The following is a 20263-nucleotide window of genomic DNA, read 5'->3' as shown; positions in this document are numbered from 1 at the left end:
GGCTGTGCGATGCCGCGCGTGATCGCTCTCGCCACAGCGAAAAAAGCGGCGTATGTCGGGCGCATGCGCATCCCGACCCTCACGCTCAAGGAAGCGGCCCACCTGCCGCGCTGGCGTCAGCCTGCCTTCCTGCTGTTCCTGATGGCGGCGGCGATGCCGATCGCCTTTGCGACATGGTCGGCGCTTCTCAACAACTTCGTCAAGCACGCGGCGGGGTTCACCGGGGTCGAGATCGGCTGGCTTCATACGGTGCGGGAGATCCCCGGCTTCCTCGCCATCGGGGTCATCGTGCTGCTGTGGGTATTGCGCGAACAGGTGCTCGCGCTGCTGGCGCTCGGCCTCCTTGGCGCGACGACGGCCGTCACCGCGATGTTTCCGACGTTCGGGGGAATCCTGACGATCACGCTCCTGTCCTCGATCGGGTTCCACTATTTCGAGACGGTCAACCAGTCGCTGCAATTGCAATGGATCGACCGCAAGCGCGCGCCGCAGACCATCGGCTGGATCGTCGCCATCGGTTCGGGGGCCTCGATGGTGGCCTACGGGCTGATCGTGCTGACCTGGAAGACCTTCGACCTGAGCTACAATCTCGTTTACGGGCTTTCCGGCGGCTTCACGCTCGCCGTCGCGATCTTCGCGGCGCTCGCCTATCCGCAGTTCGAGGCTCCGGACCCGCAGCTCAAGCATTTCGTCCTGCGAAAACGCTACTGGCTCTACTACCTCTTGCAGTTCATGGCCGGCGCCCGGCGGCAGATATTCGTCGTCTTCGCGGCCTTCATGATGGTCGAGCGTTTCGGCTTCGAGGTGCACGAGGTCACGGCGCTTTTCCTGATCAACTACCTCGTCAACATGATCGCGGCGCCCTTCATGGGCCATGCCGTCGCCCGCTTCGGCGAGCGCAGGGCGCTGATCGTCGAATATTGCGGCCTGCTTCTGGTCTTCCTCTCCTATGGCGGCGTCTACTGGTTCGGCTGGGGCGTTTTCGTCGCGGCAGCGCTTTACGTCATCGACCACCTCTTCTTCTCGCTGGCCTTCGCGCTGAAGACCTATTTCCAGAAGATCGCCGCGCCCGAGGACATCGCGCCGACGGCGGCGGTCGCTTTCACGATCAACCACATCGCGGCGGTCTTCCTGCCGGCGGCCCTCGGTTATCTCTGGGTCGTGTCACCCGGCGCGGTCTTCGGGCTCGCGGCGGCGATGGCGGGGGTGTCGCTCCTCCTCGCGCTCATGATCCCGCGCCACCCGGAACCGGGATACGAGACGATCTTCGCCCGCGGCCTGCCGGTGGCGGCCGAGTAGATGGCGGCGGAACAGGGCAAGTTCGTCACCGGCAGCCTGATGCGGCATGTCGTGGTCATGTCGCTGTCGGGCGCGATGGGGCTTTCCTTCACCTTCCTCGTCGATTTCCTCGCGCTCTGGTGGATTTCCCAGCTTCGGGTCGAGGCGATGATCGCCGCCGTGGGCATCGCCGGGACGATCCAGTTCGCCGTGATGTCGATCGCCATCGGCATGATGATCGGCGCGGTGGCGCTCGTCTCGCGCGCGATCGGGATGGGCGAACGTGCCCGTGCGCGGCGCATCGCTACCACCGGGATCGTTCTCATGGCGCTTGCACAGGCGGCCGTGTCTGGCGTGATCTGGATCTTTCGTCACGAGGTGCTCATCGCCTCCGGGGCAGAGGGCGAGGTGCTGGACCTTGCCGAACATTTCCTGTCCGTCACGCTGCCGTCGATGCCGATGATCGCCGTGGGCATCGCCTGCTCGGCCCTGCTGCGGGCGGTGGGGGATGCTTGGCGCTCCATGGCGGTGACGATGGTCGCGGGGGGCGTTGCCGTCGTGCTCGACCCGTTGCTGATCGTCTGGATGGGCTGGGGGGTGACCGGGGCGGCGATCTCCATCGTCGTGGCGCGGGGGGCGATGTGCATGCTCGGCCTCTGGTTCGCGATCCGCATTCACGACATCCTGGCCCGGCCGGCGGGCGAGGATGTCGCGGCGTTCTACCGGCCCTACCTCGCCATCGCCATTCCGGCGATTGCGACGCAGCTCTCCACGCCGTTCGGCAACTGGGTCCTGACCCGCGAGATCGCGCAGTTCGGCGAAAGCGCCGTTGCCGGCTGGGGGGTGGTGATGCGTCTCACGATCCTCGCCTTCGGCGGGATCTTCGCGCTGTCCGGCGCCATCGGCGGCATCATCGGCCAGAACTACGGCGCACGCCGCCCGGACCGGGTGGGCGAGGCCTACTGGGCCGCGCTGAAATTCTGCGCAGCCTATACGCTCGTCACCTGGGCGCTGATGGCGGCGCTGAGCGGCCCGATCGCGAGTTCCTTCGGACTGTCGGCAGACGGCGAAGCGGTGGTGCGCATCTTCACCCACTACGCGGCGGGCGCCTTCATCTTTACCGGCGCGCTCTTCGTCGCCAACGCGACCTTCAACAACCTCGCGCGGCCCTTGTGGTCCACCGCCGCCAACTGGTTCCGCGACGGTCTTCTGATGTTCCCCGCCGGCATGGCGATGGCCGCCCTTGCCGGGTCGCAGGGCGTGGTCTGGGCCAATGCGCTCGTCAATGTGATCGCGGGTTCGGTAGCCGCATGGCTTGCCTGGCGCTATATACGATCCCTGAACCGGCCGCAGCCCGTCGTCGCCGCCGCTGAATAGGAGAGTCACATGCTGAATGCCCTTTTCGGTAAGAAATCCGACATGCCCGCGAAGGACGAGGCCCTGCCGGGCCGCACCGAACCGATCCCGACGGCCGAGGAGCATTTCATCTTTCACCGCCCGCTCCAGTCGCCGGTGCCCGAGGGCATGGAAGAGGCGATGTTCGGCATGGGCTGCTTCTGGGGCGTGGAGCGCAAGTTCTGGCAACTGGATGGCGTCTGGCTGACGATGGTCGGCTATTCCGCCGGGATCACCCCCAATCCGACCTACAAGGAGACCTGCACGGGTCTCACCGGGCAGAACGAGGTCGTGCGGGTGATCTACGATCCGAAGGTGATCTCCTACGACGACCTTCTGAAGGTCTTCTGGGAAGGCCATGACCCGACCCAGGGCAATCGGCAGGGCAACGATGTCGGCACGCAGTATCGCTCGGGCATCTACACCTATACGGATGCGCAGGCCGAGGCGGCGGAGGCGAGCCGCAAGGTCTATGCCGACCGTCTGAAGGCCGCCGGGTATGGCGCGATCACGACCGAGATCAAGCCCGCCGACCCCTTCTACTTCGCCGAGGACTATCATCAGCAATACCTTGCCAAGAACCCGGCCGGCTATTGCGGCGTCGGCGGCACCGGCGTGAGCTGTCCGATCGGGCTCAAGGCGTGACATGGCCCGCTCCCCGCGCGAGGTGATGGCAAGCGGGGAGTGGTATTCGTGTCTCGACGCGCCCTATGTGGAGATGCGCCGAGCAGCGCGGCGGGCCTGCCACCAGCACCGGGTGATGGAGCCCGATGCGCGGGGCGCCTGCAGCCCGCTTCTCGCGGATCTCCTCACGCTCGGCAGCGACTGCTGGATCGAGGCGCCGTTCCATTGCTCCTACGGGATCAACCTGACGCTAGGCGATCGGGTGTATCTAAACGCCAGCTGCGTCGTGCTCGATAGCGCGCCGGTGCGGATCGGCGCGGGGTCGATGCTCGGGCCGGGCGTCCACATCTATTGCGCCGACCATCACCGCGACCCCGAAAAGCGCCGCGCAGGTATCGAACGCGCGCTGCCGGTGACGGTCGGGGCGGATGTCTGGATCGGCGGCGGGGCGATCCTTCTGCCCGGCGTGACCATCGGCGACGGGGCCATCGTCGCCGCCGGGGCGGTCGTGTCACGTGACGTTCCGGCAGGATCACGGGTTGCAGGCATCCCCGCCCGGGGTCTATAGGGCCGCGCAACGCTGCCGCTCGTCCCCGGGAAGGATGCCCCATGTCCACCTACGCCGCCCTGACAACCCTTCCGGACCGGGAGCGCGCCGAAGCGCTGGCCGAGGCGATGGAGAACTTCCTGCCCGAGCCGACCGGCATCGGCTGTTTCGAGATCGAGGACGGGTCGGGGCGTTACGAGGTCGGGGTCTATTTCGACGAGGAGCCCAACTCCATCGAACTGGCGCTCATGGCCGCGATCTACGGGGCGGAGCCCTTCGCCGTCTCCGAAGTGCCGGAGACTGACTGGGTCGCGCATGTGAAGCGCAATCTCCAACCGGTCGAGGCGGGGCGGTTCTTCGTCTATGGCAGCCACGATGCCGACAAGGTTCCCGAGGGCAAGGTCGCGCTCCTGATCGAGGCGGCGATGGCCTTCGGCACCGGGCATCATGGCACCACGCTCGGCTGCCTTCTGGCGCTTGACCGGCTTGACCGGGCCGGGTTCCGGGGCCGGAACGTCGCCGATATCGGCTGCGGCACGGCGGTTCTGGCGATGGCGGCGGCGGCGATCTGGCCCGATCCGGTCATCGCCTCCGACATCGACCCCGTGGCGGTCGAGGTGGCCTTGGCCAATGTCGCCGCAAACGGGTTGACGGGCCGCGTCACTTGCGTCGAGGCGGCGGGTTTCGATCATCCCGGCCTTCGTGAAAAGGCGCCTTTCGATCTCGTCTTCGCCAACATTCTCAAGGGCCCGTTGATCGAGCTTGCACCGGATATGGCGGCGATGACGGGACCGGGCGGCTACGCGATTCTGTCCGGAATCCTTAACCCGCAGGCGGATGCCGTGGTTTCGGCCTACAAATCCAACGGCTTTTGCCTCGTATCGCGCGACGAAATCGGCGAATGGACCATATTGGTTCTGCGCCGTGTCCAATCCGATTAACCAAGCGCCGCGCCGCATTTTCGCCACAAAGTTTCCTCACGCTCGACATGTGCGGGGGCGCGAGACTTGGGAGATCGACATGGTCGATCGTAATTTGCAGAACTTTTATGGCCGCCTCGGCCGCATCGAGCGGATTCACAATGCCGGGGGCGGCTTCGAGGCCGACGGCGCGCTCGGCATGTCCTACTACAAGGCGCGTCAGCGCCCGTTGCGGAGGGCCGGCTTTCTGGGCCCTCTGGTGCTGGTCGCCCTGACCATCGTCGCCATCAAGGCGGCGGTCCTGGCCTCCATCGGCCCCGAGCGCTACGAGGAGCGGATCGCAGCCCTAAAAGCCGGCGGCACCGCCGAACATGTCGGCGCCTATATCCTGCAGGCCGACCCTCTGACGGTTTCGGCATCGGAGCAGATCCGCAAGCTCCTCTACTGACGTCTTCCTTGGGGTAACGGCAAAAAGAAAGGCCGTGTCGGGATCACCCGGCACGGCCTTTGGCGACCAAGGTCGCGGTCTGACGTCGATCAGGCGCGCGACGCGATCGTGTCGATGTCGGCGCGGCTCAGGCCGATATCGTCAAGCTCGCGATCCGTCAGACGCGACAGAGCGTTGCGGGTGACGCGGGCATCGTTCCAAGCGGCGAAGGCAACGACGAGCGTGCCGAAGAAGCCGGTGACGTGGCTGGCGGGGCGGTTCAGTTCATAAACGGACATTGTCATTTCCTCGGGTTTTCAGGATGCATCGAATATGTGCATCTCTGCTTCGAGCCGTCAGATAATTGGGCGCTCTGCGAACGACAATAGCGCCGCCTGCAGCCCGGTCATGCATTTGGCGCATAGGTGGGGCGCGGCGTAACCGTTTGTAATAAAGTCGTTTCTGCGGGTGCAAAATATGTCGTTTTTTGCACGCGCAGCGACGATTCCAGCCTGCCGTGAGCGCCGGGCGATCACGGGCCTGAAACCGGCATTCAGCCTTTGCGATGTTCGCTTTTCGTGCTAGTCGTGGGAAAAAAGCAACAGAGTAGAGGCAGATGCGTGTAATCGGCATTGATCCGGGGCTTCGAAACCTCGGTTGGGGTGTGATCGAGGTGGCTGGATCGCGACTCAGTCATGTCGCAAACGGCATCATTCACTCGGAAGGCGCCGATCTTGCCGCGCGACTGCTGTCGCTTCATGCCGCGCTGACCCGGATCTTCGCCGAGCACGCGCCGGACGCGGCGGCGGTGGAGCAGACCTTCGTCAACAAGGACGGCGCCGGGACGCTGAAACTCGGGCAAGCGCGGGGCGTCGCGATGCTGGTGCCGGCGCAGGCCGGGCTGGCGGTCGGGGAATACGCCCCGAACGCGGTCAAGAAGGCGGTGGTCGGCGTCGGCCACGCCGACAAGGCCCAGATCGCCCATATGGTGCGGTACCAGCTTCCGGGTGTGGACCTCGCCGGGCCGGATGCGGCTGATGCGCTCGCCATCGCGATCTGCCATGCCCATCACCTGCAAAGCGCCGGCCGTCTGGCGGCGGCGCTGAAAGGGGCGGCATGATCGGGCGCATTGCCGGGGTGATCCTGCACCGCGCGATGGATCACGTGCTCATCGACGTGCGCGGGGTCGGCTATGTCGTCCATGTTTCGCAACGCACCGCCGCGTCACTGCCGCCGGTGGGCGAGGCGGTGGCGCTCTACACCGAACTTCTGGTGCGCGAGGATCTCTTGCAGCTTTTCGGCTTTCCGACGCTGCTGGAGAAGGAATGGCACCGGCTTCTGACCACGGTCCAGGGCGTCGGCGCGAAGGCGTCGATGGCGATCCTCGGCACGCTCGGCGCCGAAGGGGTGGGCCGCGCGATTGCCCTCGGAGACTGGACGTCGGTCAAGGCGGCGCCGGGCGTCGGCCCGAAGCTGGCGCAACGGGTGGTGATGGAGCTGAAGGACAAGGCGCCGACGGTCATGGCGCTCGGCGGCGCGCTTTCGGTCGACGTTCCCGCGTCAGAGGAGGAGGTGATCGAACCGCCGGCCGCCAGGCCTGCGCCGAAAGCCACGACGCGTCCCTCTGCCTCGGCGTCCGCCACGGCCGACGCGCTGTCGGCGCTGATCAACCTCGGCTACGGGCAGGGCGAGGCCGCCGCCGCCGTGGCGGAGGCAGCGGGCGCGAATGACGGCGCCGACGCGCCCGCCCTGATCCGCGCGTCGCTGAAGCTTCTGATGCCGAAGGGGTAGGGCATGGAACCGGACCCCACACTTCGGCCCGCCCCGCAGCCCGAGGATGCAGACCGCAGCCTTAGACCGCAATCGCTGTCGGACTTCGTCGGGCAGGAGGAGGCACGGGCGAACCTGCGCGTCTTCATCGAAAGCGCCCGGAGGCGCGGCGAAGCGATGGACCACACGCTCTTTCACGGGCCACCGGGTCTTGGAAAAACGACGCTCGCGCAGATCATGGCGAAGGAGCTTGGCGTCAACTTTCGTATGACCTCAGGCCCGGTTCTGGCGCGCGCGGGCGACCTTGCCGCGATCCTCACCAATCTCGAAGCGCGCGACGTCCTCTTCATCGACGAGATCCACCGGCTCAATCCGGCGGTGGAGGAGGTCCTCTACCCGGCGCTTGAGGATTTCGAGCTTGATCTTGTGATCGGCGAGGGGCCGGCGGCGCGCACCGTCAGGATCGAACTGCAGCCCTTCACGCTGGTCGGGGCGACGACGCGGCTCGGCCTTCTGACGACACCGCTCCGCGACCGGTTCGGGATTCCGACCCGGCTCCAATTCTACACGGTGCCCGAGCTCGATCATATCGTCACGCGCGGGGCGCGGATGATGGGGATCTCGTCGGACCCGGAAGGGACGCTCGAAATCGCGAAGCGGGCGCGGGGAACGCCTCGGATCGCCGGGCGGCTCTTGCGGCGGGTGGTCGATTTCGCGCTGGTCGAGGGCAACGGGCGGCTGACGCGGGAGATCGCCGATTCCGCGCTCACGCGGCTCGGGGTCGATCATCTTGGCCTCGACGGGGCGGACCGGAGGTACCTGACGCTGATCGCGGAAAACTACGCCGGCGGGCCGGTCGGGGTGGAGACGCTGTCGGCGGCGCTGAGCGAGGCGCGCGACGCGATCGAGGAGGTGATCGAACCCTTCCTCCTCCAGCAGGGCCTGCTCCAGAGGACGTCACGCGGCCGGATGCTGGCGGGCAAGGCCTGGACCCATCTCGGCCTCGCCGCGCCGAAGGCGCCGGGGCAGGGCGACCTTTTCGTGAAGTGACCGTCTTTCTGCGGCCATAGCCGCGCGGGTTGAGGCGGCGGGGCAAAACTTCTATGCCTCCGGCGAAGGTATCTCTGCCACAGTGAAAGGGAAGACCGTGACGCCCGAGGATATTGCCGTGTTGTTCACGAGACGGTCGGGCGAATACCTGTTCGCGCGCTGGGCGCGGCCCATCGTGCCGGTGGTCTTCGGCGTCAGCGACGCGACCCTCGCGACGGTCAAGGGCGCCATCGAGGCGACGGTGACGCTGGCCGGGCACAAGATGGCCGAGACCGACCCCGAGCAGGGCGCGAACCTGATGATCTTCTTCTTCCGCGAGTGGTCTGAGCTTCTCGACGTACCCGATCTCGGCCGGCTGGTCGAGGGGTTGGAGTTCCTGGTGGCGCGGCTCGGTCGCGAGGGGGCGACGCAATACCGGCATTTCCGTTTCGAGGAAAGCGGCGCCATCCGCGCCTGCGTCGCGTTCGTCCGGGTCGACAAGGCGACGGCCGATCTTCCGGCCGAGACCGTGGCGCTCGGCCTTGCGGCGCAGGTGATCCTGCTCTGGTCCGACCGGGCCTTCGTCGAGCGGTCGCCGCTGGGCCAGATCGGCGAGGGGGTGATCCTGCGGCCCGAAATCTCGGACGTGATCCGGGCCGCCTACGACCCTGTTCTGCCGGAGGTCGCGCGTGAGCCAAGCCATGCGCTCCGGCTCGCCGCCCGGATCGCGCGGGACGGGTAGCGGGCAAGGCCAGACGCCGAGGGCATTTTCGGATCAGGGCCGCCGGGCGGAGAAGAAGTTCAGAACCGCCGGCACCCGGACCCCGTCCGCACCTTCATAGGGCCGGAAGAGATCGGCGAGATCGGTAGCGATCGCGGCGCGGTCGGCTTCCGTGCCGCCCTTGTCGCGGAGAATCCGCGAGACGGGGCCGATGCTGGTGGCAAGCTCCGCCGCGTCCCCGGCGCTGCCGGCGACACTGAGGTGGCTGGTAGCTTCCTCTCCGGTGATGCCCGTAAAGCCGGCGCTGGCGAGGATATCCGTGACATAGCCGATTTCGGCAAAGGCGAACTGGCCGGGCGCGCGCGGTTCGTCGGCGGGCACGGGGCCGAGCCGGGCGACTCCCGCAGCCTTGGCGTCGCGGTTCCAGGGGTTCTCCTCCATCCGGGCCCAGGTGACGAACGCGACCCTTGCGCCCGGCTTAAGCGCGCGGGCGAGGTTACGAAAGCCGGCAACCGGATCCGAGAAGAACATCAGCCCGAAGCGCGAGATCAGGAGGTCGTGGGTCTCAGTTGGGAAAGGATGGGTCTGCGCGTCGGCGAGGATGAAGTCGATCCCGGACCGCCCGGCCGCGCGGCGGCGTGCCACCGCGAGTAGGGTTTCGGAAATGTCGAGGCCCGTCGACCGGCCGTTCAGCCCGGCTCGATCAGCGGCGGCCAGCGTGGAATCGCCGGCACCGCAGCCGATGTCGAGAACGTTTTCGCCGGGCGCGATCGCGGCGCGGTCGAGAAGCTCCGCCGTGACCGGTGCGAAAAGCGCGTCGAGGCGGGCGTGCTGCGCGGCCCATTTCAGCCCCGGACCGGACGTCCAGAATTCGGCCTGCCCGGCATTGGCGCCGGCGAGGGGATCGGATGTTGTCATGCCTGCCTCCGGCCCGGAGTTAACCACGGGCCGGGCGCGCGGGAAAGCGCCCTGTCCGGGTCAGCCCGTGATCTGAACCTTGCCGACCAGCCGTGCGCCCTTTTCCGACGATAGCGTCTGGGCCTTCACGTCGGCCTTCACCTCGGCATTCTTTTCGAGCGAGAGTTCGCTGCATTCGATGCGGCCGGAATGCGCCCCCTGGATCGTGACGGTATCCGCGGTGATCGCCCCTTGGACCTTGCCCGAGACGTGCACGTCGACCGACCGCGAGGTGATGTCGCCCGTCACCTTGCCCTTCACGTCGATATCGCCGTCCTTCGAGACGACGTTGCCGTCGATGGTGAGGTCTTCCTCGATAACCGATCTTGTCATTCTGGCTCCTGCCTGGCGCTGGTGCCCGGGCGTCGCGGGCAATGATCTTCACTTTGGCTACAGGAGAAGGGGCATCCCTGCCAAGCCCAGTTTCGCCCCGATGCGCGGGAAACGGCGGATCGGCGGCGGCGGCCGGGGTCTATTGTGCCCGGCCCGGCCCGTGCTTAGGCTGCCGGAAATCAGGGAAACCGCCGCGCATGATCCACAGCCTTGCCCTTCGCGTCTATTACGAGGACACCGATCTTGCCGGCATCGTCTACTATGCGAACTACCTGAAATTCATCGAACGCGCCCGGACCGAATGGGTCCGAAGCCTCGGCGTCGATCAGGGGCGCCTGAAGGCGGAGGAGGGGATCGTCTTCGCCGTGCGGCGGGTCGAGGCGGATTACCTTCGCCCGGCCAGGTTCGACGACGAACTGGTCGTCGAGACGCGGGTCGAGGCCGCCAGCGGTGCGCGGGTCGTCCTGGAGCAGGTCGTGTCGCGCGGGAGAGAGCGGCTTTTCCAGTCGGTCGTGACCCTCGTCTGCCTGACCGAGGCGGGGGCGCCGGCGCGGCTTCCGGCGGAACTTCGCCGCAGGCTGGCGCCGGCTTTGCACTGAGGGCGGCGGTTTCGCGCGGACGTTGACGCAGATGTGTTGGCTTTCCCCCTAAAACCCGGATAGAATCACAAGTAATAGAGCCGCGAAAACGTGGCCCAAAACGGCGAGCAGTAACCCATGGATACCCAAACCCTCGCGATGGCGCAGGAGATCGACTTTTCCTTGCTCGCGCTTTTCTGGCGCGCGTCCTTCGTCGTCCAGCTGGTGATGATCATGCTGACCGTGGCCAGCTTCTGGTCCTGGTCGATCATCGTGCAGAAATTCATCTCCTATCGCCGCGCGCGGCAGGAGGCGGCGATCTTCGACCGGGCGTTCTGGTCGGGCGAGCCGCTTGACGAGCTGTTCGAGAAGATCGGCAGCCAGCCGGACGGGCCGAGCGAGAAGATCTTCGCCTCCGGCATGGTCGAATGGCGGCGCAGCCACCGCCAGGATGGCGAGCTGATCGCGGGCGCGCAGGCGCGGATCGACCGGTCGATGGACGTGGCCATCGTCAAGGCGACGGAAAGCCTGACGCGCGGGCTTCCTTTCCTTGCTACGGTCGGCTCCACAGCCCCGTTCGTCGGGCTTTTCGGCACGGTCTGGGGGATCAAGGTCGCGTTCGAGCAAATCGCGATCAGCCAGAACACCTCGCTTGCCGTCGTGGCGCCCGGCATCGCCGAGGCGCTGGTGGCCACCGCTCTCGGCCTACTCGCCGCGATCCCAGCCGTCATCTTCTATAACAAACTGTCGACGGACAGCGACCGGATCATCGCCGGCTACGAAGCCTTTGCCGACGAATTCGCCACCATCCTCTCGCGCCAGCTGGACGCCTGAACCATGGGCGCGGGCGTGATCAAGGGCGGCGGAGGCGGCAGGCACCGCCGCCGGGGCGGACGCGGCAAGGCCGCAGTGATGAGCGAGATCAACGTCACGCCCTTCGTGGACGTGATGCTGGTTCTTCTGATCATCTTCATGGTGGCCGCGCCGTTGCTGACCGTCGGTGTGCCGCTGGAACTGCCGAAGACCGCCGCGCAGGCGGTATCGACCGAGCAGGAGGAGCCGCTGACCATCTCCGTTCAGGAGGACGGCACGATCTCCATCCAGAACACGGCGGTGCCCGAGGCCGAGTTGATCGCCAGGCTGACGGCGATCGCGGCTGAGCGGAACGACGGCAAGCTTTTCCTCCGCGCCGACGGCAAGATCCCTTACGAGCGGGTCGTGCAGGTCATGGGCGCGCTCAATTCCGGCGGGTTCTCCGACATCGTCCTCGTCACCGACGCGGGCGGGCCGAGCTTCAACGGGCAGGCGGGGAACTAGGGCGGATGCCCATGGACCGGTCAGAACGCATCGGCATGATCATTTCGGGGGGCGCGCATCTGGCCGCGATCCTCTGGCTGATCGTGGGCGGGATCTTCTTCTCGCATGACCTGCCGCCGCCCGTGGCGACGGCCGAGGTCACGCTGATGTCGGAGGCCGAGTTCAGCGCGCTTCAGGCCGCGGCCCCCAAGGCCGCGACGGAAGCGCCGCCGGCGCCATCGGTACCGGAACCGCCCGCTGCCGAGGAGACGCCGGAAGCCCCCGTCGCCGAAACCCCGCCGGAACCTGCCAAGCCGGCCGAGCCGGAGCCGCAGCCCGAACCCGATGTCGCGCCGGACGTGACCGAGCTTGCCCCGCCCGAAACGGTGGTGGAGGACACCCCGCCGACGCCGCCCGCGACGCCCGTCGAAAGCCCCGCCGACCCGCTTCCGACCGAGGCCCAGCCCGATCCGAAGGCCGCGCCGCGCGTCGCGCCCGAGCCGACCGTGACACCTGCGGAGAACGCCGACGTGGCGCCCGAGGCGGTCGCCGAGACCACGCCCGAACCGTCGCCGGAGCCGACCCCGGTCGAGCCCGAGGAGGCCACGGCACCGCCTGAAACCGGCCAGGTGCTGGAGACCGAGGCCAACAAGGACCAGACCGAACTCGCCTCCGCCGCGCCGCAAAGTTCGGTCCGGCCGAAGTCGAAGCCCGAAAAGCCGAAACCGGCACCCGAACCCGCGCCCGCAGCGACCGAGACCGCCGCCGCACCCGAACCGCAGGCGCCGAGCGACGACGCCATGAAGCAATTGCTTGCAGAGGCAATGGCGGGTGAGCAGTCCGACACGCCCGCACCGGGCACCGGCACCGCCCCTTCTGGCCCGCCAATGACGGGTGGCGAGAAGGACGCGCTCGTGATCGCGGTCAAGCAATGTTGGAACGTCGGCGCGCTGTCGACCGACGCGCTCAATACCGTGGTTACGGTCGGTGTCAGCATGGACCAGTCCGGCATGCCGGTCAGCAACTCGATCCGCATGATCGGCTACGAGGGCGGCAACGAGGCCGCCGCCAGGCAGGCCTACGAGGCCGGACGCCGGGCGATCATCCGTTGCGCCAAGACCGGCTATCCGCTGCCGCCGGAGAAATACGAACAGTGGCGCGAGGTTGAAATCGTCTTCAACCCTGAAAAGATGAGGATGAAATGACCCGCTTCGCGATGGCCCCGCAGGCCGCAATCCCAAACGCCCCCCGGTTCGCCGGGCCCGAAGAAAAGGGAACGTCATGAGTATTCTTCGCACGCTTTGCCTGGCGATCGCGGTCACCGGTCTTGCGGCCCCGATGGTCGCGGCCCAGTCCGGCCCTTTGCGGATCGTCATTGAGGATGGCGTAATCGAACCCTTGCCCTTCGCCGCGCCGACCTTCATCGCCGAGAATCCAGGCGCGGCGGAGATCGCGGCCAACATCACCCGCGTGGTGGCGGCCGATCTTGCGGGCACGGGCCTCTTCCGCGAGATCCCGCCCTCCGCCTTCATCAGCCCGGTCACGAGCTTCGACGCGCCGGTCGCCTATGCGGACTGGAAGGCGATCAATGCCCAGGCGCTGATCACGGGCGCGGTGGCGTTGGGATCGGACGGCCGGATCAACGTCAAGTTCCGCCCCTACGACGTCTTCTCCAACGCCGAACTCGGTTCGGGGATGCAGTTCGGCGGCGGTCAGGGCGACTGGCGACGGATCGCCCACAAGGTGGCCGACCAGATCTATTCCCGCATCACCGGAGAGACGGGGTATTTCGACAGCCGCGTCGTCTATGTCTCGGAAAGCGGGCCGAAGGATCAGCGTCTGAAGCGGCTGGCGATCATGGATTACGACGGCGCCAACGTGCAGTACCTGACCGACAGTTCCACCATCGTGCTGGCGCCGCGCTTCTCGCCCTCGGGCGACCGTATCCTCTACACCTCGTTCGAAACCGGCTTTCCCCGCATCAAGCTGATGGACATCGCGTCGGTCTCGTCGCGGGCCTTGGCGGAGCTTTCGGGCAACATGACCTTCGCCCCCCGGTTTTCGCCTGATGGCGGCACGGTCGTCTTCTCTCTGTCGCAGAACGGCAATACCGACCTCTATTCGATGCAGCTTTCGTCCGGACAGACAACGCAACTGACCAACGCGCCGTCGATCGAGACGGCACCGTCCTTCTCGCCCGACGGCACCCGTGTCGTTTTCGAGAGCGACCGTTCGGGCAACCAGCAGCTTTACATCATGCCGGCGGGCGGCGGCGAGGCGACGCGGATCAGTTTCGGCGAGGGGCGCTATGGGACCCCGGTCTGGTCCCCGCGCGGCGACATGATCGCGTTCACCAAGCAGAATGCCGGCCGCTTCCATATCGGCGTGATGCGCACCGACGGATCGGAAGAGCGCCTGCTGACGGCTTCTTTCCTTGACGAAGGCCCGACCTGGGCGCCGAACGGGCGGGTGATCATGTTCACGCGCGAGACGGCGGGCGCGGGCGGCATGTCGCAGCTTTACTCGGTCGACATTTCGGGGCGCAACCTGCGCGCGGTGCCTATGGAAGGTGGCGCCTCGGACCCGGCATGGTCGCCGCTTCTGCCCTGAGACTGCACGTTTCCAAGCGAAACGCGGAATGATATGGTAACGGCATCGAGCCAAGAAACACAGGCGGTACAACCCGATGAACAAGTTTTCGACCATCCTTCTTCTGACCGGCGCGCTGGCGCTGTCGGCCTGTAACAACCCCGACCGGTATGGCGCGGGCGGGGCCGGTGCGGCGGGTGCCGGTGGCGCGGGCGGCATCACGGCGGGCGGTCTCGGCGATCCCAACGATCCCAATTCGCTGGCCTATTTCCAGCAGACGATCGGCGACCGGGTGCATTTCCTCATCGACCAGTCGACGCTGACCGCCGAGGCACAGTCGATCCTCGCCCAGCAGGCGGTGTGGCTGAACAGGCATCCGAACAATACCGCGATCATCGAAGGCCATGCCGACGAGCAGGGCACGCGCGAATACAACATCGCGCTCGGCGACCGGCGCGCGAATGCCGTGAAGGCGTACCTCATCTCGCAAGGCGTCTCGGCGGCGCGTCTCCAGACCGTGTCCTACGGCAAGGAACGGCCGCTCGCGGTCTGTTCGGACGAGGCCTGCTATTCGCAGAACCGCCGCGCGGTGACGGTCGTCGGCGCGGGCGCGGGCGTCTGAGGCGGCGCGAAGGATGATCCGGGTGCTTCGCTCATTCCTGGTGGCGGCCGCGCTGGCCGCCCCGTTCTCGGCCGCCATCGCACAGGACAAGGCCCAGACGCTGGCCGATATACGCGCCGAACTCGGAACCCTCGCGGGGGAGCTGCAGGCGCTCAGGTCCGAGCTTCTGGCCGGCGGCGATGCGGCGATGCAGGCGGCCGGCGGGGCCTCCGCGCTCGACCGGATGAACGCCATCGAGGCGGCGCTGTCGAGGCTGACATCCGAGACCGAGGCATTGCAGAACCGGGTGAACCGGGTCGTCGCGGACGGCACCAACCGGGTCGGCGATCTCGAATTCCGCCTCTGCGAGCTTGAAGAGGGCTGCGATCCGGCGAACCTGCCCGTCACGGCCACCCTCGGCGGCGATGCGGGCGGGGCCACGGCGCCGGCCGTCACCTCGCTGCCTGAAGTCAACCCTTCGGGCATGCCCGAGCTTGCCGTCAGCGAACAGGCGGATTTCGATCGGGCGAAGGCGGCGCTCGATTCCGGTGACTTTCGCGGCGCCGCTGACCAGTTTGCGGCCTTCACCCAGTCCTATACGGGCGGCCCCCTGACAGGTGATGCGCATTTCCTGCGGGGCGAGGCGCTGGCGCAGCTTGGCGAGACATCGAATGCGGCGCGGGCCTATCTCGACGCCTTTTCGGGCGCGCCGAACGGGCCGCGGGCGCCGGCGGCCCTCCTGAAGCTCGGCGCCTCGCTTGGCCTTCTCGGCCAGACCCAGGAGGCCTGCGTGACGCTTGGAGAGGTCGGCACCCGTTTCCCGACCGCACCCGAAGCGGTCGAGGCCGGCACGGCGCTGCGCACTCTCGGCTGCCAGTGACTGAAGACGGCTGGCCGCTCTCGGAGGGCGAAGACGCCGTTCTTCTGCATTTTGCCGACTGCGCTTTTCCCGGCGAAAAGCCCCCCGTCATCGGCGTGGCCGTTTCGGGCGGCAGCGATTCGATGGCGCTCTTGCACCTTTTCGCGCGCGCCCAGGCCCATCGTGGCGGCGAGGTCCGCGCGGTGACAGTCGATCACCGGCTGAGGCCCGAAGCGGCCGACGAGGCGCGGTTCGTCGCGGAGTGCTGCAAGACGCTCGGTGTCCGGCATGACACGTTGATCTGGGACCACGGGCCGATCCAGGGCAACCTTCAGGATCAGGCCCGCCGCGCGCGCTACAACCTCATCGCGGGTTGGGCGCGGGAGAATGGGATCGGCCATGTCGTGACCGGCCACACCGCCGACGATCAGGCGGAGACGTTCCTCATGGGGCTGGTGCGGGAGGCGGGCGTCGACGGACTCGCAGGGATGCGGAGATCGTGGGAAGAGGCGGGTCTCCGCTGGGCGCGGCCATACCTGCTGACTCTGCGCGAGGACCTTCGCGCCTATCTGACCCGGAACGGGGTCGGCTGGGTCGACGACCCTTCGAATGCCGACGAAAGGTTCACCCGGGTCCGGGCGCGCAAGGCGTTGAAAGCGCTAAGGCCGCTCGGGATCACGGTCGAAAAACTGTCGACCGTCACGTCGAATCTCGCGATGGCCCAGGGCGCGCTCCGCGCCGCCGCGTCCGACAAGGCGGCGCAGGTAGCACAGACACGGGCGGGCGAAGTGATCATCGCGCGGGCCGAGTTCGGCAGGCTCGGGCCCGAGATGATGCGGCGGATTCTGATCGGTGCGCTGCGCTGGATCGCGCGCGGCGGCTACGCGCCGCGCGGGGAGGCCGTCCTTCGGCTGGAAAGGGCCATCGCCGAAGGGCGCGATGCCACGCTCGCAGGGTGCCGGATCGTCATCGCGGACACTGAGATCCGCATGACCCGGGAACCGAAGGCCGTCACGGGGGTGGAGGGGCCGACCGACGCCCTCTGGGACGGTCGCTGGCGCCTGACCGGCCCGCATGATCCGGGGCTTTCTGTCCGGGCGCTGGGGGCAGCGGGCCTCCGTCGGTGCGAGGACTGGCGGGCGACGGGGCAGACCCGCGCGGCGCTGGTCGTGTCGCCGGCCGTGTGGTGCGGCGACACGCTGATCGCGGCGCCCCTGGCCGGGCTGGAGAATGGCTGGACGGCGGAAATCGTCGCAGGCTTCCACTCATTCCTCTTATCGCATTGAACCCGGCCTGCTAATCTCTATTTTAGAGGAAAGCCCGCGCGGTCCGCCGCTGCGGCAAGAGTTCGTTTGGAGGATATCCCTTGGGTAACGCGAGAAACATCGCCTTCTGGGTCGTGCTGTTCCTGTTGATCCTGGCGCTGTTCAACCTTTTCGGGAACGGTCAGACGACGATGAATTCCCGGACCCTGGCCTATTCCGACTTCATCCAGAAGGTCGACAAGGGCGAGGTGAGCGCGGTCGTGATCGACGGCGAACAGGTGCAGGTCCAGACCAAGGACGGGCAGACCTACGTGACGATCCAGCCGCAGAGCGAGCAGATGAACGACAAGCTTGTCGAGACGCTGATCGGCAAGAACATCTCCGTCAAGGCCGAGCGTCAGCAGCAATCGGGCTTCTTCTCGGTCCTGTCGCTGTGGCTGCCGTTCCTCGTCCTGATCGGCATCTGGATCTTCTTCATGAACCGGATGCAGGGCGGCGGACGCGGCGGCGCGATGGGCTTTGGCAAGTCGCGCGCCAAGCTTCTGACCGAAAAGCATGGCCGGGTGACCTTTGACGACGTGGCCGGCATCGACGAGGCAAAGGAAGAACTGGAAGAGATCGTCGAGTTCCTGCGCAACCCGCAGAAATTCTCGCGCCTCGGCGGCAAGATCCCGAAAGGCGCGCTGTTGGTCGGCCCTCCGGGCACCGGCAAGACGCTTCTGGCCCGCGCCATCGCGGGCGAGGCGGGCGTCCCCTTCTTCACCATTTCGGGCTCCGACTTCGTCGAGATGTTCGTGGGCGTCGGCGCGTCGCGCGTCCGCGACATGTTCGAACAGGCCAAGAAGAACGCCCCCTGCATCGTCTTCATCGACGAAATCGACGCCGTTGGCCGGAGCCGTGGTGTCGGCTACGGCGGCGGCAACGACGAACGCGAGCAGACGCTGAACCAGCTTCTGGTCGAGATGGACGGGTTCGAGGCCAACGAGGGCATCATCATCGTCGCGGCCACGAACCGGCCCGACGTGCTCGACCCCGCGCTGCTGCGTCCCGGCCGCTTCGACCGCCAGGTGCAGGTGCCGAATCCCGACATCAAGGGGCGAGAGAAGATCCTCGGCGTCCATGCCCGCAAGGTCCCGCTCGGCCCCGATGTCGACCTGCGCATTATTGCGCGCGGCACACCCGGTTTCTCGGGGGCAGACCTTGCCAACCTCGTGAACGAGGCTGCGCTTCTTGCCGCCCGGATCGGGCGTCGCTTCGTCTCGCTCGATGATTTCGAGAAGGCCAAGGACAAGGTCATGATGGGGCCGGAGCGCCGGTCGATGGTCATGACCGAGGACGAAAAGAAACTGACCGCCTATCACGAGGCCGGCCATGCCATCGTCGGTATCCACGTTCCGCAGCACGATCCGGTCCACAAGGTCACGATCATCCCGCGCGGCCGGGCGCTTGGCGTCACCTTCTACCTTCCGGAACGCGACAAGCTTTCGATGACGCGCGAGGCGGCCCTGTCGCGTCTGGCGTCGGTCATGGGCGGCAAGGCGGCGGAAGAACTGGTCTTCGGCCCCCAGAACGTGACCAACGGCGCCTATTCGGACATCCAGCACGTCACCAACCTCGCCACCGCGATGGTCAGCCAGTGGGGCATGTCCGACAAACTCGGCAACATCAATTACACCTCGACCCAGGAAAGCTTCCTTGGCAACCAGTCGCATTTCAACGCCTCGGAAGAGAGCCGCGAGATCATCGACCAGGAGGTTCGCCGGCTCGTGGACGAGGCCTATGAGCGGGCCAAGACCATTCTGAAGGACAATTGGCAGGAGATGGAAAACCTCGCCCAGGGCCTTCTGGAATACGAGACGCTGACCGGCGAGGACATGATGCGCGTCATTCGCGGTGAGGCGCCGAAGAGCGGCGACGACAGCGATGACGGGTCCGACAAGGGCCCCGCGGCGCCGTCGCTGACCGCGATCCCGAAGACCAAGAAGCCGAAGGCGCCGAAAGGCGGCGGGATGGAGCCCGAGCCCTCGGCCTGAGTCCCGCCCGGGGCGGGCGAAAGGATTCGTATGTCTGGTCGGAGCGATTGGAACCCGGAAAGCTACGCGCGCTTCGGCGGCCTCCGTTTGCGGCCGGCGCTCGACCTTCTGGCTCAGGTCGGCGAGTTGCCCAAGGGCGACATCGTCGATCTGGGCTGCGGCAACGGGGCGGCCGGGCCGGCGCTGGCGGCGCGTTACGCCGGGCGACGGATCATCGGCCTCGATGCATCGCCCGCCATGCTCGCGTCGGCGCGGAAGGGCGGGGCCTATCATCAACTGATCGAAGGCGACGCGGCTGCGTGGCGCGCCGAAGCGCCGGTGGCCCTGGTCTTTTCCAACGCCGCGCTGCACTGGCTTTCCGATCACGCCGCGCTGATGCCGAACCTCGCCGCGCAACTGGCCCCGGGCGGTACGCTCGCGGTGCAGATGCCACGCCAGTACGGCGCGCCGTCGCATCGGTTCCTACGCGATTTCGCGGCCGAGATGTTTCCCGATCGCTTCGATCTTGCGGCCTGGAGGGCGCCGGTCTCGCCGCCGGTGGAGTATCACCGGATGCTCTCGGGTCTCGGCCGGGTCAATGTGTGGGAGACCGACTACGTCCAGCGGGTGGAGCCGGTCGCGGACGGCCATCCGGTCCGGCGGTTCACCGAATCGACGGCGATGCGGCCCTATCTCGACCTGATGTCGCAGGCGGAAATCGCTGAATTCCTTGCGCGCTATGAGGCTGCGCTGGCGGCCGCCTATCCGATCGAGCCGGACGGGTCGGTCCTCTTCCCCTTCCGCCGGCTCTTCTTCACCCTCACGCTTTGACCCCGCATCAGCAGCGGAAAGTCCCTGCCCGCGCCCGTGCCGAATAAGCGTCATGCAAAGCTCACCCGGCCCGGCCGCGTGGCTGACTGCGATGCAGGTTTCGTCTCGTTTCCGGTTACGGGGTTCGTCGTGGGTATCTTGCGGATCGGAGACCGGCGCCGGCTGCACATCCCGCACCAGCCCGCCTCGCGCGCGTCCCGCCTGACCGATCAGACCACAAGGAAAAGCAAC

The 20263-nt window shown here is 67.0% G+C and carries 23 protein-coding genes; 20 read left to right on the top strand and 3 right to left on the bottom strand.

The window, feature by feature from the left end; genetic code table 11:
* The first annotated feature begins 63 nt into the window (after positions 1-63).
* The 6 genes from V5734_RS18725 (at position 64) to V5734_RS18700 (ending at position 5212) form a co-directional block, all read left to right on the top strand.
* A complete protein-coding gene (locus tag V5734_RS18725; RefSeq protein WP_347311121.1) occupies positions 64-1299 on the top strand; it encodes an MFS transporter in 1236 nt (411 codons plus the stop codon).
* Positions 1300-2655: an MATE family efflux transporter gene (locus tag V5734_RS18720; RefSeq protein WP_347311120.1), complete on the top strand. Its 1356-nt coding sequence runs from the start codon at positions 1300-1302 to the stop codon at positions 2653-2655. It begins immediately after the preceding gene.
* 9 nt (positions 2656-2664) lie between these two features.
* On the top strand, positions 2665-3318 hold the full coding sequence (gene msrA, locus V5734_RS18715) for a peptide-methionine (S)-S-oxide reductase MsrA (RefSeq protein ID WP_347311119.1): 654 nt from the start codon (positions 2665-2667) through the stop codon (positions 3316-3318).
* Position 3319: 1 nt separating this feature from the next.
* Positions 3320-3865: a sugar O-acetyltransferase gene (locus V5734_RS18710; protein WP_347311118.1), complete on the top strand. Its 546-nt coding sequence runs from the start codon at positions 3320-3322 to the stop codon at positions 3863-3865.
* Between the two features lie 41 nt (positions 3866-3906).
* Positions 3907-4785 carry a 50S ribosomal protein L11 methyltransferase gene (locus V5734_RS18705; protein ID WP_347311117.1) on the top strand — a complete coding sequence of 293 codons (879 nt, stop codon included), beginning with the start codon at positions 3907-3909 and terminating at the stop codon, positions 4783-4785.
* 79 nt (positions 4786-4864) lie between these two features.
* Positions 4865-5212, top strand: coding sequence for a hypothetical protein (locus V5734_RS18700; RefSeq protein WP_347311116.1), 348 nt, complete (start codon positions 4865-4867; stop codon positions 5210-5212).
* Positions 5213-5301: 89 nt separating this feature from the next.
* Here the strand turns inward: V5734_RS18700 and V5734_RS18695 are convergent, their stop codons facing one another.
* The gene (locus V5734_RS18695; RefSeq protein ID WP_347311115.1) at positions 5302-5490 is read right to left on the bottom strand and encodes a DUF1127 domain-containing protein; all 189 of its coding nucleotides are present in this window, start codon (positions 5488-5490) and stop codon (positions 5302-5304) included.
* A gap of 317 nt (positions 5491-5807) precedes the next feature.
* Between V5734_RS18695 and ruvC the strand changes: the two genes are divergently transcribed.
* The 4 genes from ruvC (at position 5808) to V5734_RS18675 (ending at position 8732) form a co-directional block, all read left to right on the top strand.
* Positions 5808-6311 (top strand): crossover junction endodeoxyribonuclease RuvC, encoded by a 504-nt coding sequence (gene ruvC / locus V5734_RS18690; RefSeq protein WP_347311114.1) that lies wholly within the window; start codon positions 5808-5810, stop codon positions 6309-6311.
* Positions 6308-6982 (top strand): Holliday junction branch migration protein RuvA, encoded by a 675-nt coding sequence (gene ruvA / locus V5734_RS18685; protein WP_347311113.1) that lies wholly within the window; start codon positions 6308-6310, stop codon positions 6980-6982. Before ruvC ends, ruvA begins: the two co-directional genes overlap by 4 nt.
* Positions 6983-6985: 3 nt before the next feature.
* On the top strand, positions 6986-8011 hold the full coding sequence (gene ruvB, locus V5734_RS18680) for a Holliday junction branch migration DNA helicase RuvB (protein WP_347311112.1): 1026 nt from the start codon (positions 6986-6988) through the stop codon (positions 8009-8011).
* 97 nt (positions 8012-8108) lie between these two features.
* A complete protein-coding gene (locus V5734_RS18675; protein WP_347313665.1) occupies positions 8109-8732 on the top strand; it encodes a hypothetical protein in 624 nt (207 codons plus the stop codon).
* Positions 8733-8765: 33 nt separating this feature from the next.
* On the opposite strand, the gene V5734_RS18670 is transcribed toward V5734_RS18675, so the two are convergent.
* Together V5734_RS18670 and V5734_RS18665 are read right to left on the bottom strand one after the other, a co-directional pair.
* Complete coding sequence (locus V5734_RS18670; RefSeq protein ID WP_347311111.1) at positions 8766-9629, bottom strand: class I SAM-dependent methyltransferase; 864 nt, start codon at positions 9627-9629, stop codon at positions 8766-8768.
* Between the two features lie 60 nt (positions 9630-9689).
* Complete coding sequence (locus tag V5734_RS18665; RefSeq protein WP_347311110.1) at positions 9690-10001, bottom strand: bactofilin family protein; 312 nt, start codon at positions 9999-10001, stop codon at positions 9690-9692.
* Positions 10002-10198: 197 nt separating this feature from the next.
* Between V5734_RS18665 and ybgC the strand changes: the two genes are divergently transcribed.
* From ybgC to V5734_RS18615, 10 genes are all read left to right on the top strand, one after another.
* On the top strand, positions 10199-10600 hold the full coding sequence (gene ybgC / locus V5734_RS18660; RefSeq protein WP_347311109.1) for a tol-pal system-associated acyl-CoA thioesterase: 402 nt from the start codon (positions 10199-10201) through the stop codon (positions 10598-10600).
* 117 nt (positions 10601-10717) lie between these two features.
* Entirely contained in the window at positions 10718-11413 is a 696-nt protein-coding gene (gene tolQ / locus V5734_RS18655) for a protein TolQ (RefSeq protein WP_347311108.1), read from the top strand.
* A 3-nt stretch (positions 11414-11416) separates the two neighbouring features.
* Positions 11417-11896, top strand: coding sequence for a protein TolR (tolR, locus tag V5734_RS18650; protein ID WP_347311107.1), 480 nt, complete (start codon positions 11417-11419; stop codon positions 11894-11896).
* A gap of 11 nt (positions 11897-11907) precedes the next feature.
* Positions 11908-13080 carry a hypothetical protein gene (locus V5734_RS18645; protein ID WP_347311106.1) on the top strand — a complete coding sequence of 391 codons (1173 nt, stop codon included), beginning with the start codon at positions 11908-11910 and terminating at the stop codon, positions 13078-13080.
* A gap of 76 nt (positions 13081-13156) precedes the next feature.
* Positions 13157-14485 carry a Tol-Pal system beta propeller repeat protein TolB gene (gene tolB / locus V5734_RS18640; RefSeq protein WP_347311105.1) on the top strand — a complete coding sequence of 443 codons (1329 nt, stop codon included), beginning with the start codon at positions 13157-13159 and terminating at the stop codon, positions 14483-14485.
* A gap of 76 nt (positions 14486-14561) precedes the next feature.
* Entirely contained in the window at positions 14562-15086 is a 525-nt protein-coding gene (pal, locus tag V5734_RS18635; RefSeq protein ID WP_347311104.1) for a peptidoglycan-associated lipoprotein Pal, read from the top strand.
* 13 nt (positions 15087-15099) lie between these two features.
* On the top strand, positions 15100-15945 hold the full coding sequence (gene ybgF / locus V5734_RS18630; RefSeq protein WP_347311103.1) for a tol-pal system protein YbgF: 846 nt from the start codon (positions 15100-15102) through the stop codon (positions 15943-15945).
* A complete protein-coding gene (tilS, locus tag V5734_RS18625) occupies positions 15942-17210 on the top strand; it encodes a tRNA lysidine(34) synthetase TilS (protein ID WP_347311102.1) in 1269 nt (422 codons plus the stop codon). The genes ybgF and tilS overlap by 4 nt, the downstream gene beginning before the upstream one ends.
* 80 nt (positions 17211-17290) lie before the next feature.
* Positions 17291-19222: an ATP-dependent zinc metalloprotease FtsH gene (gene ftsH / locus V5734_RS18620; RefSeq protein WP_347311101.1), complete on the top strand. Its 1932-nt coding sequence runs from the start codon at positions 17291-17293 to the stop codon at positions 19220-19222.
* Positions 19223-19252: 30 nt separating this feature from the next.
* Positions 19253-20032, top strand: a complete 780-nt coding sequence (locus V5734_RS18615; protein ID WP_347311100.1) for a methyltransferase domain-containing protein — start codon at positions 19253-19255, stop codon at positions 20030-20032.
* The last annotated feature ends 231 nt before the right edge of the window (positions 20033-20263 follow it).

The sequence above is a fragment of the Defluviimonas sp. SAOS-178_SWC genome, from assembly GCF_039830135.1.
GTDB lineage: Bacteria > Pseudomonadota > Alphaproteobacteria > Rhodobacterales > Rhodobacteraceae > Albidovulum.
The sequence above is the reverse complement of the archived record's forward strand: the minus strand, read 5'-3'. Positions and strand labels throughout refer to the sequence as shown.